The sequence below is a fragment of the Caldisericia bacterium genome (assembly GCA_030018355.1).
Lineage (GTDB): Bacteria > Caldisericota > Caldisericia > B22-G15 > B22-G15 > JAAYUH01.
Genome location: JASEFN010000002.1, coordinates 17407 through 36342 on the forward strand (window position 1 = coordinate 17407; position 18936 = coordinate 36342).

The following is an 18936-nucleotide window of genomic DNA, read 5'->3' on the forward strand; positions in this document are numbered from 1 at the left end:
TATAATTTATTTTGAAATTGGGTGGCGCCATAGAACAATGGTTAGTTCGGAGGGCTCTCAATCCTCAGATCGGGGTTCGATTCCCCGTGGCGCTACCAAATTTTATAAAGCACACCGTTCTCTTAGAGAATAATTTCCATATTTCAACATGTTACAAAAGTGTCAGACACCTTTTTAACATAATTTTTGATAAAATTTTATTGATTTTAAATTTTAATTAATAACAAGAAAGGAGAGAGTATGAAGGTAATTATAGTTGGTGGAGTTGCAGGTGGAGCGACCTGTGCAACAAGGATTAAAAGATTAAAAAGTGATGCAAATGTTAAAATTTTTGAGAGAGATTATTACATTTCTTATGCAAATTGTGGGATTCCATATTATATTGGTGGTCTTATACCAAGAGAGCGCCTTTTTGTTACAAATCCCCAGGAGATGAAGAAAAAATATGGTATTGATGTTTATGTTAGACATGAAGTTTTAAAAATATTTCCTCAAGAGAAAAAAATTTTAGTAAAAAATCTTGAAACTCAAGAAGAATTTGAAGATAGCTATGATTTTCTTGTCTTATCTCCAGGTGCATCTCCTATAAAACCAAAAATTCCAGGAATTGAATCTTCAAAGATTTTTACTTTAAGAACAGTTGGAGATGCAGATAATATTATAAAAGAAATTGAGAGTGGAAAAAGAGAGGCTACAGTGGTTGGGGGCGGTTTTATAGGAATTGAAGTAACAGAAAATTTAGTAAGAAGAGGGATTAAAGTAAATCTTGTAGAAGCACTTCCTCAAGTTTTATCTTTCCTTGATAAAGATTTAATATCTTACATTCATGATGAGTTAAAAATAAATGGAGTAAATCTTTATTTAGGTTCTGCTGTTAAAGAGTTTAAAGAAAAAGAAGATAAAATTGAGACAATTTTAGAAAATGGAACAAGTATTTCAAGTGATTTTGTTGTCTTTTCAATTGGTGTTAAGCCAGAAATCACCTTAGCAAAAGAGGCAGGACTTAAAATTGGTGAAACAGGTGGAATTTTAGTTGATGAGAATATGAGAACATCAAACCCAAATATTTTTGCAATTGGTGATGCAGTTGAAATCGAAAATTTTATTACAAAAACAAAAACAAGAATTCCTCTTGCAGGTCCAACACATAAACAAGCGAGAGTAGCAGCAGATACAATTTGTGGAATCTCTTCAAAATATCTTGGGTCTATTGGAACAGCAATTGTTAAAGTTTTTAATATAACAGGAGCAGCAACTGGATTAAACTCAGTGAGTTTAGAAAAGTTAGGAATAAATTATAAATTTGAGTGCCTTTCCACCTTTAACCATGCAGGTTACTATCCAGATGCATATCCACTCTATATTAAAGTTTTTTATGATGCAAATTCTGGGAGAGTGTTAGGGGGTCAAGCAGTTGGTTTTGATGGTGTTGATACAATTATAAACTCTCTTGCAACAGCAATAAGATTTAATGCAAAAGTAACAGAACTTAAAGATATTGATTTTGCATATTCACCTCAATATGGTCATGCAAAAAATCCACTAAATATCATTGGAACAATGGCAGAAGATGATTTATCAGGTCTTGCGCCTAAGGTAACAATTTTTGAGGTTGATGATTTGGTTAAAAAAGGTGCAGTTTTATTAGATATAAGAGAAAGAGAAGAGACTTTAACAAATAAAATTGAAAATTCAATTAATATTCCTTTAAGTGAATTAAAAGATAGATTTAATGAACTTGAAAAAGACAAACTTTATATTGTTTGTTGTGGTAAAGGACAAAGAGCATATAATGCTGTAAGATTTTTAATTGATAATGGATATAATGCAAAATACCTTGCAGGTGGTTTAACATTTTATTCATCTTGTTTTGGTGGAGAAAAAGAATTGCAATCAAAAAAAGTTGAAGAAAAAAGAGAGAGTGTTGATTTTATAAAAGAAAATGAAATTGTAAAGATAGATGCAAAAGGACTCTCATGTCCTGGACCTCTTATGAAATTAAAAGAGGCCCTTGATAGGGTTTCTTCTGGAACAATAATAGAAATTGAAGCAACAGATCCTGGATTTTATAATGATATTCAATCTTATGCTAAAAGCAAAGGTTTATCTCTTCTTTCACTTGAGAAAGGAAAAATAATAAAAGCACTTCTTAAAAAAGATACTCAAAGTGAGAGGTTAAAAGAGAGTGTAGAGAAAAAAAGTGACTCAGTTTCTATTATTCTTTTTTCAAATGATTTTGATAGAGTTATGGCATCATTAATTATTGCAAATGGCGCTCTTTCTATGGGTAAAAAAGTTAGTATGTTCTTTACCTTTTGGGGTCTCAATGTTTTAAGAAAAGATTATAAAGTAGAAGTTAAAAAGAATTTTATTGAAAAAATGTTTGGTTTTATGATGCCAAGGGGTGCAAAACGCCTAACCTTATCAAAAATGAATATGCTTGGAATTGGAACAAAAATGATCAAAGGAATTATGAAAAAATATAATGTTTTACCACCTGAAGAACTTCTTAAAACTTTTATAAAAAATGGTGGAAGAGTTGTTGCGTGTAGAATGACAATGGATCTTATGGGAATAAAAAGAGAAGAATTAATTGATGGAATAGAAGAAGGAGGAGTTGGTACATATCTTTCTTTTGCTGAAACTTCAGGAATAAACTTATTTATATAATCTTGACAATTCGTGATTTAATATTATAATTTGAATAAAAATATAAAAATTGAGTTTAAAGGAGGAGTTATGAAAAAGATTACAGTAATTATTCTTATCATGTTATTATTTCTTTTTCTACATGGGTTTACCACAAAAGCCTTTTCACCTCCAGAACCAGTTTTGGAGTTAACAGAAGAAGAGGTTTTACCACAAAATCGTGAAAAGCCTGATATTACTAAAGGCATCCCTATGATATCAAATTATGTGTACATTGATGGAGTAAAAATTCCAAAATATTATGCAGAATTACCAATTGTAAGAGAAGAAGGAAAAATTAGATTAATTCTTACTCTTCAAGAACCTCCATTGGTAAATAAAGGAAAAGAGTGGAGAATTAAATATCAACAAAATGAAGTAATTAAGTACCTTGAGACAAAGAAAATCAACTTTAAAGTTGTTACAAAAACTCAATACCTTTACAATCAAATAACAATTGAGATTCCAATAAAAGAGTTTAATAATTTAGGAAAAATTCCTTATGTAAAAAGAATCTCTTTTCCAAGAGTTTGGAAAATAGAGCTTATTTACTCTGTTCCTTTAATTCAAGGAGGTGCTCCTTCTGGTGGTTTAGGTTATACTGGAAATGGTTTAGTTGTAGGAATTGTTGACACTGGGATCGATTATAATCATCCTGATTTAGGTGGTCCAGGATTTCCAAATTCAAAGGTAATAGCAGGATATGATTTTGGCGATTGGGATTCTGATCCTATAGATTGTAATGGGCATGGTACACATGTGGCTGGAATTGTAGCAGCAAATGGAACCATACAAGGTGTTGCAAAAGATGCAAAACTTGTTGCTGCAAAAATTGTCAGTGGATGTCTTGATTATGCAACTAGTGAATCAATTATTGCTGCTTTTGAATATTTAACAAATTTAGGTGTAGATGTAATTAATATGTCATTTGGCTCAGATTATGGTTTTAATCAACCAGACGATCCAGAGCAAATTGCAATATCAAATGCTGTAAATGCTGGAATAACAGTTGCAATATCAGCAGGTAATGCTTATTATCAATATTATCCTTATATTTGGATAGATCAATTTGGAAATGGAAAGTATAGTATGATTTATCCAGATATTGGAGTTGTAGGAGACCCATCAACAACCCCTGTAGTAATTTCTGTTGCATCATCAGATAACTCTTATATGACAGTACCCTATGCACTTGAAACAAGTCAAACTCCAAACCAAGTTTTAGAATATTTTGTAGGGAGCCCATCTCCTGATCCAGTTCAAGTTCTTGGTACAACTAATGAATATGATGTTCAATTTGTAGGATATGGGAATAGCCCTAGTGACTTTTCAAGTTTTGTTCCTGGAAGAATTGCTTTAATGGAGAGAGGCGGACCTGGTGATCCAACTTTTGTTAATAAAGTGAGAAACGCTCAAAATGCAGGTGCTATTGCAGCAATTGTACATAACCATGCAAGTGGCGGTAATGCTTTAGTTGTTATGTCATTAGCAAGTGATATTACAATCCCTGCAATATTTATAGGTTATTCAGATGGAATTTATTTAAGGGATCTTTCCTCCCCTAAAATAAGATTTACAGGAGATTTAACTAGTATTCCAGTTTCAACTGTGGATACACCCTCTTCATTTACTTCTTGGGGATTAACTCCGTTTATGGAAGGAAAACCTGAAGTTTCTGCACCAGGTGGATATATTTATTCAACTGTTCCAGATGGTGGCTATGCAGTTAAGTCCGGTACTTCTATAGCATCTCCTCATGTTGCAGGTGCTGCAGCCATAATGTTAGAAAAAGATCCAACACTTAAACCATATGAAATTAAAAATATACTAATGACAACTTCAAAGATCTTAACAGTATCTGGCTATCCATATTCACCAAGATTACAGGGTGCTGGAAGGATTGATATGGTTAATGCATTAAACGCTCTTGATTACAAGGTTTTAGTTTATGGAAATAATCCAAATTCTCCATGGATTACTGGAGATAGTGAAGGTTCTTCAATATTTAGAGAAAAAATAAAAGTTGTTAACAAATCTTCAAGTGATTTAACATACAACCTATCAGGTTATAAAACGATTTGGTTTGTAAGGACGTTATATTCTGCTAGTACCACAGGATTTACTTTTAGAGATCTTTCACTTAATCCAATAACATCAATTACAGTTCCAGCAAATGGTGTAGTTGAATTTTATATGGAATTAGATATGAGTTCATTTGCATATTTTGAAAATGTTTTTGTTGATGGATTTATCTATTTGAATTCAACTGGTTCTCAACCAAATTTACACCTTCCATTTTCAATCCTTCATGGTGATTGGCAAGATGTATCTTATGATTATGAAAATCAATGGTATACACACAATCCAGTAATAGATCCTGTGGCCTTTGATCCTAATGAACGGTGGTGGTGGTTTGGTTATACATGGCTATATTATCTTGATGGTACAACATTTTATCCACTTGGAGAAGATTTCTATGGTGATTTATATAGAAGTAAAATTGCAATTTCACCAAACGCTGATGGAATTAAAGATGAAGTTTGGGCAGTTCTTTCCCTTTTAAGAGGAACAAAGGAAATTCAATTTCAAGTATTAAATAGTTCAAAACAAAAATTATTAACCCCAATAATTGATACTTATGTAAGAAAAAATGGATTACAACCAAATTGGTATCAATATTGGTATGGATGGAATTATGATTGGGTATGGGATGGAAAAGATTCATCTGGAAATGTTTTACCCGATGGAAACTATTACTTTAGAATTCAAGCAGAGGCTGGCTCAGATCCAACAGGTGGCGCTAAAACATATGACATAAAAGATTTTCCATTAATTATAGATACAATATCTCCAATTGTTACATGGAGTGTTAGTGAAAACAGTGGTAATACATTTATAAATTGGAATGCGACAGATGAAAGAAGTGGTATTTGGGGATTTAACATTTATATGGATGGAGAATTGATTGATAGTGTAAGTCCATCAACATCATCATATACAATATCTGGCTCACCAATAGGTCATAGCTTCTTAGTCGAAGCTATAGACTTTGCTGGAAATTCAAGTTTAACTCTTCCAACTGTAACAAATAGGTCAAAAGGATACTTCTTCCAGATTAATCCTTCAACAAAGATGTGGAGATTTATGTGGCCAAGTAAAAATCTATATACACCTTGGTATCCAACAACAAGATTTGAGTTTGACACTCAGACAGGAAAAGGATTTGTTGTTTATGCTGATGGAAACACAAACCTTGTATTTGATGGAAACTTCTATACTCAATCATTTAGAATTCTACTTAATATGAAGAAGGAGAAGGTTATCATTCACGAAGTTGTTGGAAGACCATAAAACAAGGTATAAAGGAAAGTTATTTAAAAAGCCCTGGGGCATTTCCCAGGGCTTTTTATTTTTAATCCTCTCAAAAATGTTACAAAGGTGCCTGACACCATTGTAACATGTGTAAAATTTGCACAGTGGTGTGAAAATTGGAAACAGAGAAAAGTGAATGATTATATTAATATTTTTAAGAGGTGTGAAAAAAATTAAACAAAAATTTTTTAATTTTTATTTTCAAAATTTTTAAAAAGCGCTTTATAAATCTTATTTTTAATTTTGGCATAAAATTTGCATATTATATTTTGGAGTTTGAGAATTGGCAGTAACTCCAAACCGCTGGGTAAAAACCAGAGTGGGTAGGAGACGCCAAGAGTTTTCTCAAACTCAAATTCAAAGAAAGGAGGTGAGAGTAAGAGGTGAAAAAGAAGAGGTTTCTTATCCTAAAGGTTAGGGAGGATAAGAAACATAACTTTTTAATTAAGACCCTAACCCCGCTTGAGGACGGATTCCTCAAAAAATTTATAAAAAAGGAGGTTTACGCTTATGCGTAAAATTTTAGCATTTATTTTAATTACATTAATGGCCCTCTCCTTTGTCCCATTCAGAACGACAAAAACAGTTTCAGCACAATCTGCCAAAAATGCAACAATGATTGTAAATGCATTATGGAGTGTAACATTTAATGCTCCTCCAACTAGAAGCACTGTTAATTCAGATCTAAGACCTTATTCTTTCTTATGGTATGTTACTGGTTATACACCATTTTTAGGAACAGATGTTTATTTAACAGTTATTTCTGATGCAGCTGGATCAAAATTATTAGATCGATATTATGCAATAGTAGCTATTGATGGCAATAATGGTTTACACCTATTTCTTGATCCAGATACAACCTTTGAGACACCAGCGACAACAAATAATACAAGAAGATATGGACCATTTCCACTTGGAAGCACACTATCAGATTGGACAATTGTAGTTAGTGGAAGAAACTTTGTTTTAAACTTCTTAGATAATGATTATTATGATGATTTAAACGAAGGAGATGGACTTGTTTTATTTGAAGTTTTACAAGCATCATGCTGCGGTAATGAAGTAGTTTATGATATAGCAGTTGAATCTGATATGGAACCTGCCTACTGGACAGAAAATCTTCCAAGAAACCCAATTATTGCAGCAAGATTGTCAAAAGGAACAGGAACTGATATTTTAACTCCAATTTCTCAACAACTTTCATGGTCAGTTGCACAAAAAGTTGCAACCACAGTTTTCCATAATATAAAATTAACAAACAGAGAATTTCTTGACCTTGAAATTTGGTTTGATGACGGTTATGATAATATTACCGCAGATGATTATACATTAATTTCTCACAACACATCTGATGATTATGTACCATTAACACAAGGAGAACTATGGTTTGGTGCACTTGGTGGAAACTATGGTGATTTACCTAACCAAGGTCAAGTAATTAGATACACCGATGTTTATGGAAATACACAATATTTCTTAGATGATGGTGATAACATTGTTGAACCTGGCGAATTCCTTTTAGAACCTATTGAAGATGAACTTTATTTTAAAGTAAAAAAACAAATCGATATTGTAGATTCTACCGTATGGACAGGTACACCATATGTACCTATCGCAGATGTTAATGTAATTGATATCGATGGAGATACTTCTATTTCAGCAGGAGATACAGTGGTTGCAAATGATACTTTTTATTATGAAACTCCACTTTTATATACTGGATTAACATTAAGATTTGGTGATTTTAGAGGTTTTGATATACCAGTTCTACCAGGAAAAATGAATCTTGATGTTAAAGTTTATGAAACATACCCAGATGGAAATGTAGTTGATAAATTAAGAGTAGAAGAAACTTACACAGTGGTTGTTTCTTTGCCTGATGATTGCACATTACCACCTGGAGCAAGAGTACATGTTTTAGCACAGGTTCCAGGTTATTATCCAGTTAATTTAGGAAATGCTCCTAATCCACCATTTGTTGAAGGTTATGAAACAGTGCTTCCTGGTGGAGATTTCTATCTTAGTGCATCACAAAAGAGTTATAGATTTGAAGTTACACCATGGAGAGGTTCACTTGCAAAAACAATGAAACATGACTACCCACAATTTAGAATTTCAGCATATGCAGAAATTTGTGGAGCAATCGGTCCAGAAGATGGAACATATGGAAATATTGTTGTTCCATTCCCTGCAGATGCTTATGTTCAAAATGACCCTGATGACGATTATCTATTTGTAAATGGTGTATTTAGAAATATGTATGATTGCTGGTTTGAAAAGTATTATCCAATCGAACCAGAAGTAATTGTTGCAACTGGTGATAGAGATTGTATCTCTTATCTTGATCAAAGATTTCCAAACTTTGGAATCTATCTTGAAAATATTGATAACCCAATAGATGTTGATGATCCATCTGGACCATTCAATCCAGCAGAAGAAGAGTATCTTTACGCCTATGTAAATGCAAGTGGCGGTGGAATATTATGGTATGCTCTTGTAAAAGATGCAAATAATAATCTTTACATCTTACAGAAAGGCTCATCTGTTGATTATCTATGGCTAATGGATGACACTGCTGGACCTCTAACCAATGTTTATGATTGGAGTCCAAACAACGAAATTCTTAATAGTACACCAATTTCTGTTTCTCCAGCAATGACATTTGTTGATTCAACAAGTGCACCACTTAAGAACGGAATTCCAGATCCTGGAGAAACTGTTGGAACAACAGGAACAACATATACAATTGTTGACTATCCACTTCCAGTTGGAATAGTTAATAGTATGGTTATGGTTCCAGTCAAACCACCAACAAAAGAGTGCGATGAAATTAAATTTACAGTATTTACTACAACAAATTACTGGAATATTCTCTATCCACTTGAGAACACCTATGTTCAAGAAAATAATTTAGATACAAGAGATAGTTATTGGTATGATTATCCAACCTTCCCATTAAATCTTGACTTCCAATTAATTGATTACATGACAAAAGAGCCAGTGACTGTAAAAACAGCAAAAATTTATGATATCAACTTTGCAGAGTTTGAAATTGTAGATGAAGGCTTAAGAAATTCTCCATTTGGAAATCCATATCCTCCATATGGACCAGCAGCAAATCAATTCCCATGGGTATTAAGAAACTTAACAATGGAATTAAGATCTTATCCAGGTGGTCAATCTAACCTTCCAGGCTCAGGTTGGGGATATAACTGGCAAGGACAACCAAATACAGGACCAGTAGGTGCATCTAATCCATCTGTTCTTTTACCAAATGGATTTAATTCAAGACATGCACAATTTAGAAATGTATTCTGGAAACTTGGTACAGAATACTATCCATTAACAAATTATACAATAAGATTTATTCTAAAAGATAAATATGGATATCATTTAACACCAACAAAAGTAGTTGTGGAAGGAATCAAAGCAAGTCCAGATGGACAGCCAGTATTTATGGTTGGACCATATAATGGAGCATATACATATAATACAACTCCTAACCTACCAAAGTCATATAAATACTTTAATTATTGGAGTGTGACTTCATTTGGTTCAATTTGGTATCCAGAGTTACCAGGTGGTTATATTGTTGATGAGTTTGAGTATGAAGATGGTTGGGTATTAGAGGATGTTGTGTTATTACAAGGAATAATACCAACTGGCCCAGGATATATTAAAGTAACTGCTTATTATTATGACGCAGAAGCTGGAAAAACTTATTCAGTAACATATAAATATTGCACTTCTTGTATGGATACACCAGAAAATATTCCAGTTCATGCAGTTGAACTTGTAACAGATAAGAATGAACTTGAAGTTGATGCAGACAATACTCTTAAAGTAACAGCAAAAGTTTATCCATTTGACAAAGATACAACACCATATGGTGAAACAACAATCACAACAAAACAACCACTTGCAAACAATGTTGTTATGTTCTTGTGGCAAGATAGAGGAATTCTTGATCCAGTAAGACCAGAACTTGGAACAAGATATGGTGTAGGTGATGGATGGATTTCAGGACAAACACCAAAGGGTGGCACAAGACTTAATGTTGCAAATGATTTAACCAATAACCCACCTGTTTTAAGCCCTGTATACAATGGATTTGATTTTACAGGCGATGGAAAGATCTCATTTAAAGATTATGAAACTGAAATTGTTGGTACATATGACATTGCAACAAGATCTTGGAATGGCGGCTTTATAAGTTATACTGCACTAACAACAAACATTAACCAAGGTGAATACGTATTTAATTTGATTTCAGCTTTCGGAGCACAACTTAACGAAATTGGATTTGATTTTGATAGAAATGGAATCCTATTAGATAATGAAGTAATTCCAGTAAGATTAACTTCATATGTATATGGTGATGATGGTATCAATCCAAGAGTAGCAAACAAATATACTGGAAATATTGATGATTGGGAAGTCTATCTTGCAGGTCAAAAGGAGTTGAAGGTAGTTGGAAAGAAAGATTATAATGTTGAAACAAAGCCATGCTTAACTGCTGGAGTTGTTCCAGAATATAATGGAAGTGATCCATTAACATTTGTTGTAACAGACGCAGATGGGAATCCAGTTGATCTTTCTAAAGGAGTTAATGGCGTAACAATTACTGATTACTCATTAATTCAAAACTATCTCTTTAGACCAAATGATGGCGTGAATAACTGGGTAAGAGTATTACTAAATTCTACAGTTGATGATAATGTATGGAATTCAACAATTTTTGCAATTAGAGATTTCACAGGAATAGCATCTGGTGTCTATAAATTCCTTGGATTCACAGCAAATGATAAAGGAAAATTCCTTGTTCAAGTCTATTCACCAGATAGAAAGCACTATGGTGAAGTTGAAGTTGTAGTTGAACTTCCAAAAGTTAAATGGGAAATTGTAAACCTTGAAGATCCAAATGGAACAGTGCATGAAGTACCAGGAGATCCAGACTTTGTTATGACAGTTGGTGACTTAAGATTCTATAAAGTTACAGTTACTGCAACAGATTGCAATGGAAATCCAATAGGTGGGCCCGGTAAACCAGCTGATATTTGTGCACCAGAAATTGAAGGAGTATATGCTGGATTCTTACCATATGTTGCATATACACCTCATTACTTTAACCTTGTTGCAACAAGTTATGATGAGGCAGGAAGAGTATATAGTTTCTATGAACCAAGAGAGCCAGAATTTGGTTATGGATTCACAAAATTTGATGTATTTGGTGATACAGTAGTTGATGGTGTACCAAATCCACCAGATGAAGGTTGGTGGACAAACAATGCAATATACAACAATGATTACAACTATGATAAGTGGAATTGGGGTCAACTATTCCCAGATCTTTCTGGCACACCTGAGGACGAGTGTCCAGTAATAAATCTTGATGATACCATACCACTTGATGAAAATGGACAAGCAACATTCTTTGTAATTACAACAGATATTGGTGCTCTTTCTGGTATTCTTGGTAAGAATCTGTACAATGATGATGATATAAATGGCGATGGTGCATTCTATCTTGATTGGTATGCAAATGCTGACACCAAAGTTGATATTAACTTCTTGAGATTTGAAGTTCTTGATGGTGAGACACATCTTGAACTAAGTAAAGATATTTTCAATCCAAATTACTATGACTTGACATATGGACTTGAGAATCATCTTGTTGTACATGCATTACCTGCAGATGAAAGAGATCTACCAGCAAGACCAGGTGTTCAAGTACAACTTGTTGGAAATGTTGAAGTTTGGGCTTATGGTACACTTGATGAAAACTCTATGGCTACACTTAACTTTAGACCTCGTGGAACAGGAACAAAGGTTGCATACCTTGCTGTTGTAAATCACTATGGTGATGATTTCTTCTGGATGAAAGATATGACTTGGCCATGGTGGGCTGATTATACATCACCAGGTGAACCACTCTACTGGACATATGATGATAGAGCACCAGATTTCACATCAGAATATGTATGTGGATATCCAAAAGAATATTATGGCACTGTTAAACCATATGGTCATGACCTTGCAGATGCAAGAAAACTCACAAGAATTTCACCACCAGTTGGTAATGCAAGTTGGCCACTTCCATACTTTGACTCAGCAAAAGGTCTCGGCCTCTCACTTAAAGGTGACCTTGTAGTTGGAGTTGAGACAGAAGTAGTAGTAAAAGTAACTGAGGCTGGTCCAAACTTCCCAGTTGCAGGAGCAAGTGTTACACTTTATGGTGCTGGAGTTGATCTATCTGGTGTAACAGATGCAGATGGTGTTGCAAAATTCATGGTTAAACCAACAGAAGCAGGAGAAATTCTTGTTTCTGCATCAAAAGATGGATATGTTCCAGGAAAGGTTGTAGTTGTTGTTGGTGCTGATACAATTGCACCAGAACTTTCAGTTGATAAACCAATTTCCCCAACAAATAAACCAACAGTAACAATTACAGGAATCGCAACAGATAATGCTGGAGTTCCAACAGTTATGGTTAATGGAGTTGAGGCAACAGTTGGTGCTGATGGAAAATTCTCTGCTGAAGTTACACTTAAAGAGGGAGAGAACGAAATTGTTGTTGTTGCAAAAGATAAATCTGGAAACAAGACAGAAAAAGTAGTAAAAGTAGTTCTTGATACAATTCCACCAGAAGTAACAGTTATGGTTCCACCTGGACCAATCACCACAACAAAGGTTAAACTCACAGGTTACGTTGAAGCAGGAGCAAAAGTAGTTGTTAATGATAAACCAGCAACAGTAACATATGACGATTGGGAAGTTGAACTCACACTTAATTATGGCGAAAACTTGGTTACAGTTGTTGCAACAGATGCTGTTGGTAACTCTAAGAAAGTTGAAGTTAAAGTTGTTGTATTTAGAAAAACAACACTTGAACTTCAAATTGGTAATCCAACACCAAAAGTAAATGGTGTATATGGTGATCCACTTGAGGCAGCTCCATTCATCCAGAACGGAAGAACAATGGTTCCATTGAGATTTATCGCAGAAGCATTTGGCGCTAATGTTGAATGGATTCCAGAGACAAAGGGAATCAACATAACACTTCAACTTAAATCAGCAGTTCACACAATTGGTCTCCAAGTTGGCAACCCAACAGCAATTGTTGATGGACAAGTCGTAACACTTGATGTTGCTCCAGTAATTGTAAATGGAAGAACATTCGTTCCACTTAGATTTGTAGCAGAAGCATTTGGTGCCAAAGTTGACTGGAATTCCCTCTATCAAACAGTAACAATCGAATTCCTCTGGTATAACTAAGACACCTACAGGAACCACAGGGGACTCCTTATCATGGGGTCTCCTGTGGGGATTTGGGTTAAAAAGATAAAAGGGCTGGAGTTACTCCAGCCCTTTTTCTTTTAAAAAATTTTTTTAATTAATATAAACTTTCTAATGCAGTAACTTCAGCATCTGTTGTGTATATATATTAATTAATATTTCACATATGATTCTATAACATGAAGTTCTTACTAAGAAAAATTATCAATTACCGTATTAGTAAAGTTGATTTTGATCCTAATATATATCATCAGCTAATTTAACTTATACAATTTGGTAAGCAAATATCGAACATATCCATACATATCGAATATAGATAACTACAGAACAGAAATTAACATGACTCTCACTAGAAGTTCTGCATTTAATTAAATATCTTGTATATTACATATAAAAACATAATTAATTTTCATTCAATTCATGCAATATTTTTCTTCAAAAGCATTACAATATATAATCAATGCAACAGAAAATGAGGGGGTGAAACGATGATCCCATTTGAAAATTTTGGTTTAACAATTGGGAATTTAATAAATTATTCCTTTGGTATTTTGTTGGTTTTAATAGGTGTTACTCTCATAAACAACTTCATATAGTAAGATAGAACCAATATTATGATAAGACAAAACTTTTTTGACTGTTTTAAGATAGACTTTTAGTTTAAAAGTGGTTTTTGAATTAAAAAGAAAAGCAAAACTCTCATTACTCTTTTTGCTTAAATATTAAGCATTTCATTAATAAATAAAAACTCAAACTTTAAATTAAATCTTGAATCCTAACTATTTTTAAATTTATGTTTAAATTTGTTAAATGTTTTTAATTTTTGAAAAAAGTAAAAAGATTTATACAAAATGCTATAATGTTAATATGAATGCTTTGAACAAAAATAATAGTTTAAACGGAGGTGTAAATGTCAAAAAAATTTCTTACTCTTATTCTTTTGGCATTATTAATTTTAAATTTATTTCCAAAGATCTCTAAGGCCGAAACTGTTAAACTTCCTTTTGGTTATTACTTTTATCCATTTGATGGAACTTCAACAGCAGGTACTCCATTTGGAGTATTTGTAAATTTATCTGGTGGTCAACCTAATACAGATTATTATGTAACTGGTTACTTTTATTACTCTACAACTTCATCTGGTTATATATGGCATTTACAAAACAATTCTTGGTTTGCTACACCTGGAAGCACATCTTTAAGACCTAAAATTACAACAGATGGTAATGGAAATTGGAAAGGTTGGTTAGTTTTTAAAACAAATAGTTCAACTAACTTTGGTGGTCCTGTTAATTTCAGAGTAAGAATCACATTGGGTAGTACAAATTATGATGCCACTTTATATACAGTCAATTTAATGAATATGAGCACATCAGGAAATGGAGGTTGGATTGAGGGATATGCTTATTTAGATGGAAATCCTGCTCAAGGAAAAATTGTTGTTGTTAAAGACTCTAATAACACAATTGTTGGTATTTATATGACTGAAGATAATGGTATTAATGAAAATTATGGAGGTGGTGCAGGATATTTTAAAGTCGCTTCCCCAGTAGGTTGTAATTTAAAAGTTGAATTATGGGATCCAGTTACAAATGTTGTTTATGTTAATGGAACAGTTGAAAATATTTGTGTTAATGCTGGACAAACCACATCCGGAATTAACATTAATGCTTTCACAAACAATCCACCTGTTCTAGAATGGACAGGAGAAAGTGGTTATGAAAATGATGGTGTTGAACCAGATGGTGGCAATGTTTCAACAACATTTGAATTTAGAATAAAATATGTTGATCAAGATAATAACCCACCTTTAAGTGGTTATCCAAAAGTTCATATTTTAAAAGAAGGAGCTGAAATTACTGGAAGCCCATTTTCTATGGAAGAGGTTGATTCAAACGATACAGATTATACAGATGGAAAATTATATAAATTTTCAACTAATCTATCAGCTGGAAACTATTCATATTATTTTGAGGCAAAAGATGAACATAATGCAAATGCAACTGGAGAACCAACTAACTTAAAAAGTGGACCAATTGTTGAAGGCGAAACTATACCACCAGTTATATATGAATTAACTCCGCCAAGGTTTTCATCAAATTACAATAAAAAACCAACAATTTCTGCGAAATATTATGATCCTGAACCTTCAAGTGGAATTGATACATCTAATATTTATTTAAAAATTGATGGAATTGATTTAACTTCAGATGCAACAATTACAGAAACACAATTAACTTATACTCCAACAAACGATTTATCTATTGGTAAACATAGTGTTGAAATTGGAGTAAAAGATTTATCTGGAAATCAGAATATAGTTAATTACTATTTTTATATAATAGAAGAACTAACAACTCCAAACTTTTATTTTGGTGTTCCTCACGCTCACACATCATATTCAGATGGAGCTTTGACTCCTCAAGATGCTTTCACATATGCAAGAGATGTAGCTAATATAGATTTTCTTGCAATTACAGATCATTCAAACTGGTTGGATGCAAATGAGTGGACAGACACTTTAAATCAAGCAGAAGCTTTTACTCAAGATGGTATTTTTGTTGCTTTAAGAGGCTTTGAATATACTCATACAACACAAGGTCATATAAATGTTTATAATACAGATACCTTTGTTTCAAGGAATGATCCAAATTATGATACATTGGAAGAGTTTTATGCATGGTTAAAAACTCAACCAAATGCAATAGCACAATTTAATCATCCATTTACTCTTGATGACTTTAATGGTTTTGCATACGATGAGATACTTGATTCAATAATAACTCTTCAAGAAGTTGGAAATGGATCACCTCCATATTCTTATGCAAGGCTTGAAAATGCATATATTTATGCACTTGATAAAGGTTGGCATGTTGGAGCAACAAATGGACAAGATAACCATACTACAAACTGGGGTTATCCACCAAATAATTTAACTGGAATTATTGCAAACAACTTGACAAAAAACAATGTTCTTGATGCTTTAAAAATGATGAGAACTTATAGCACAGAAGATAGAAATTTAAGATTAAGTTTTAAAGCAAATAACTATTTTATGGGCTCAACAATTCCAGTTTTAAATGGCGAAGATATTCAATTTGAAATTTATGCATATGATCCTGATAGTAGTGAGAAAATCGTCAAGGTTGAAATTATAACAAATGGTGGATATATTCTTAAATCTTGGACAAACAATTCGCAAATTTTTGAAACAACATATACAATTAATTATCAAGGTGGTAGTGCATGGTATTATTTAAGAATATTAGAAGAAGATGGTGATATTGGTATAACTTCACCAATTTGGACTCCACCTTCTGATATTGATTTAAAAGTTATAAGTTTAAGTTATTCACCAAAAGCGCTTTTTCCTAATAAACAAGTAACACTTAAAGCAACTTTAAAAAATTATGGCTTAATTTCATTTTCAAATCTAACTGTTAAATTTTATGAAGGTGATCCTCAATCTGGTGGAGTTTTAATTGATACAAAAACTGTTAATTTACCATCTGGCTCTCAAATTGAAACTTCAACAACTTGGACACCAATTTCTTCGGGATTATACACAATTTACGCTATATTAGAACCACCACAAGGTGATCCAGAATTTGATAATATGCAAAAAATTACATTTAGGGTTCTTGAAAGTTTAGGTAAGAGAGTTTTAATTGATAGATATCACAAAAACGATTATACATCAACAACTGGTTTATATAATCTCTCAGAATTTGCAGATTTATTAACCTACAATGGATATGAAGTTATTGATTCTTATCAAGAGATAACAGATCAATTACTTAATGGAATTGATTTGCTCGTAATAACTTATCCACAAAGTGGAACAGGAAAAAGAGATATTTCTGATTCTGAAAAACAAGTAATTAAAAATTTTGTACAAAATGGTGGATCACTCTTATTTACTGCAAAATCAAATTATAATGAAGACCCAACAAGATATAATGATTTTCTTGTATATCTTGGATTAGGAATAAACATAAATCATGATAATATTTATGATGATGTTAATAATTATGGTTATCTTTGGGGTGTAAATTTATATAATTTTCCTGAAACTGAATCAAAAATTTGTGAGGGAATAAAAAATATAAGATTCTTTAGTGGTGCATCTTTAATAAAACCAGATAGAACTCCACTAGTTTCAGATCCAATAAATAAAATTGAAATCCTTGCATATGCAAACCAAACAAGTTATGATGAAGATGATGTTGGTGGCGCAAATAACCATGTAGGTCCAGGTTACTACATTTATAGTTATCGCTCTAACCCAAATGGATCAAATATGCCTGCAATGGCAGTTCAGACACTTCCAAATGGAGCAAGAGTTGCTGTTTTAGGAAGAGCAGTATTTTCAAATTATGAATTAGGAAATTGGGTTGAGGGTCAAGCTGCTTGTAATAATGATGCATTTACCCTAAATCTTGTTGATTGGTTATGTAAAGTTGATAGAGTTATGCCAATAGCTGAGGCTAGAAAAGATGTTGATAATAACAATGTACCAGATAGATTGGGAGAAAGAGTAACAATAAGAGGTGTTGTTACTTCAGGTTCAGGGAAATTTTTTGATGTAATTTATTTACAAGATGAAACTGGAGGTATAACAGTATTTGGTAGTTTTCCAACTGATAAAATAATACCTGAAGGTGCTATTTTACAAGTAACAGGAATAATTGATCAATATAATGGAGATACAGAGTTACAATTTGATGATTTTTATAGAGATTTCTTATGGATTGGATGGACAGATGTACCTCAAGCAAAATATTTTAGAACAGGCGAACTTAATTTAGAACAAAATGAAGGTTGGCTTGTTAAAACAGAAGGATTCGTCACAGAAATAATTGATTCAGGAACATGTAAAATTGATGATGGAAGTGGAGAAATAATTGTATTTATTGATGGGTATATAGGAACTCTTCCTCAAGGATTGAAAGTAGGAGATTATCTATATGTTATAGGTTTATCAGGTGAATATAGTGAAGGTCATAGAATAAGAGTTAGAAGTCCAAATGATATTTCATTCACCCCAATTTATTATGATATTAATTTATCTATAATTGGTAATGGCAATGTTATAATAAATCCACCATCAGGTCCATATAATCCTTATACTCAAATAACCTTAACTGCAATACCAACATCTGGTTGGTATTTTGTAGAATGGAGTGGTGATATTGCTTCAACTTTAAATCCTTTACAGATAAATATAACAAAAAATTTAAATATTAAAGCTCTTTTTGTTAATAGTTTTGTTGAGAAAAACATAGGAGCAATTATTCTTTTAGACCTTGTATCCAATTATTCACCACGTTGGAGAGTTATTATTTCTTCAAAAAATTATGATACAGGCTGGATGAGATTTAATAGATATAAAATTACAGGTAGTTCTTTTTGGGGAGAATATGCAGATAAAAGATACCATTTAGGAATTGATTTTACACAACCGAGTAGATACCATATTATTTTTGATGACAGAATAACTAAGATTTCAATTAAAATTTCAAATTAAAAGTAAATTTATTTGCATAAACAAAATATTAAAGGGCTACCAAAATTGGTAGC

General features: G+C 32.6%; 5 protein-coding genes and 1 tRNA gene. All 6 read left to right on the forward strand.

Annotation, left to right across the window (positions count from 1 at the left end):
• The first annotated feature begins 23 nt into the window (after positions 1-23).
• The 6 genes from QMD25_01640 to QMD25_01665 all read left to right on the forward strand — a co-directional run bounded on the left by QMD25_01640 (position 24) and on the right by QMD25_01665 (position 18883).
• Positions 24-98 (forward strand) — tRNA-Glu (locus QMD25_01640).
• Positions 99-240: 142 nt separating this feature from the next.
• Positions 241-2670, forward strand: a complete 2430-nt coding sequence (locus tag QMD25_01645) for an FAD-dependent oxidoreductase (GenBank protein ID MDI6860705.1) — start codon at positions 241-243, stop codon at positions 2668-2670.
• Positions 2671-2739: 69 nt separating this feature from the next.
• The gene (locus tag QMD25_01650) at positions 2740-6039 is read left to right on the forward strand and encodes a S8 family serine peptidase (protein ID MDI6860706.1); all 3300 of its coding nucleotides are present in this window, start codon (positions 2740-2742) and stop codon (positions 6037-6039) included.
• A gap of 404 nt (positions 6040-6443) precedes the next feature.
• Positions 6444-6578, forward strand: a complete 135-nt coding sequence (locus QMD25_01655) for a hypothetical protein (protein ID MDI6860707.1) — start codon at positions 6444-6446, stop codon at positions 6576-6578.
• Positions 6571-13335, forward strand: a complete 6765-nt coding sequence (locus tag QMD25_01660) for a stalk domain-containing protein (GenBank protein MDI6860708.1) — start codon at positions 6571-6573, stop codon at positions 13333-13335. Before QMD25_01655 ends, QMD25_01660 begins: the two co-directional genes overlap by 8 nt.
• 931 nt (positions 13336-14266) lie before the next feature.
• Positions 14267-18883, forward strand: coding sequence for a CehA/McbA family metallohydrolase (locus QMD25_01665; protein ID MDI6860709.1), 4617 nt, complete (start codon positions 14267-14269; stop codon positions 18881-18883).
• Positions 18884-18936: the final 53 nt, after the last annotated feature.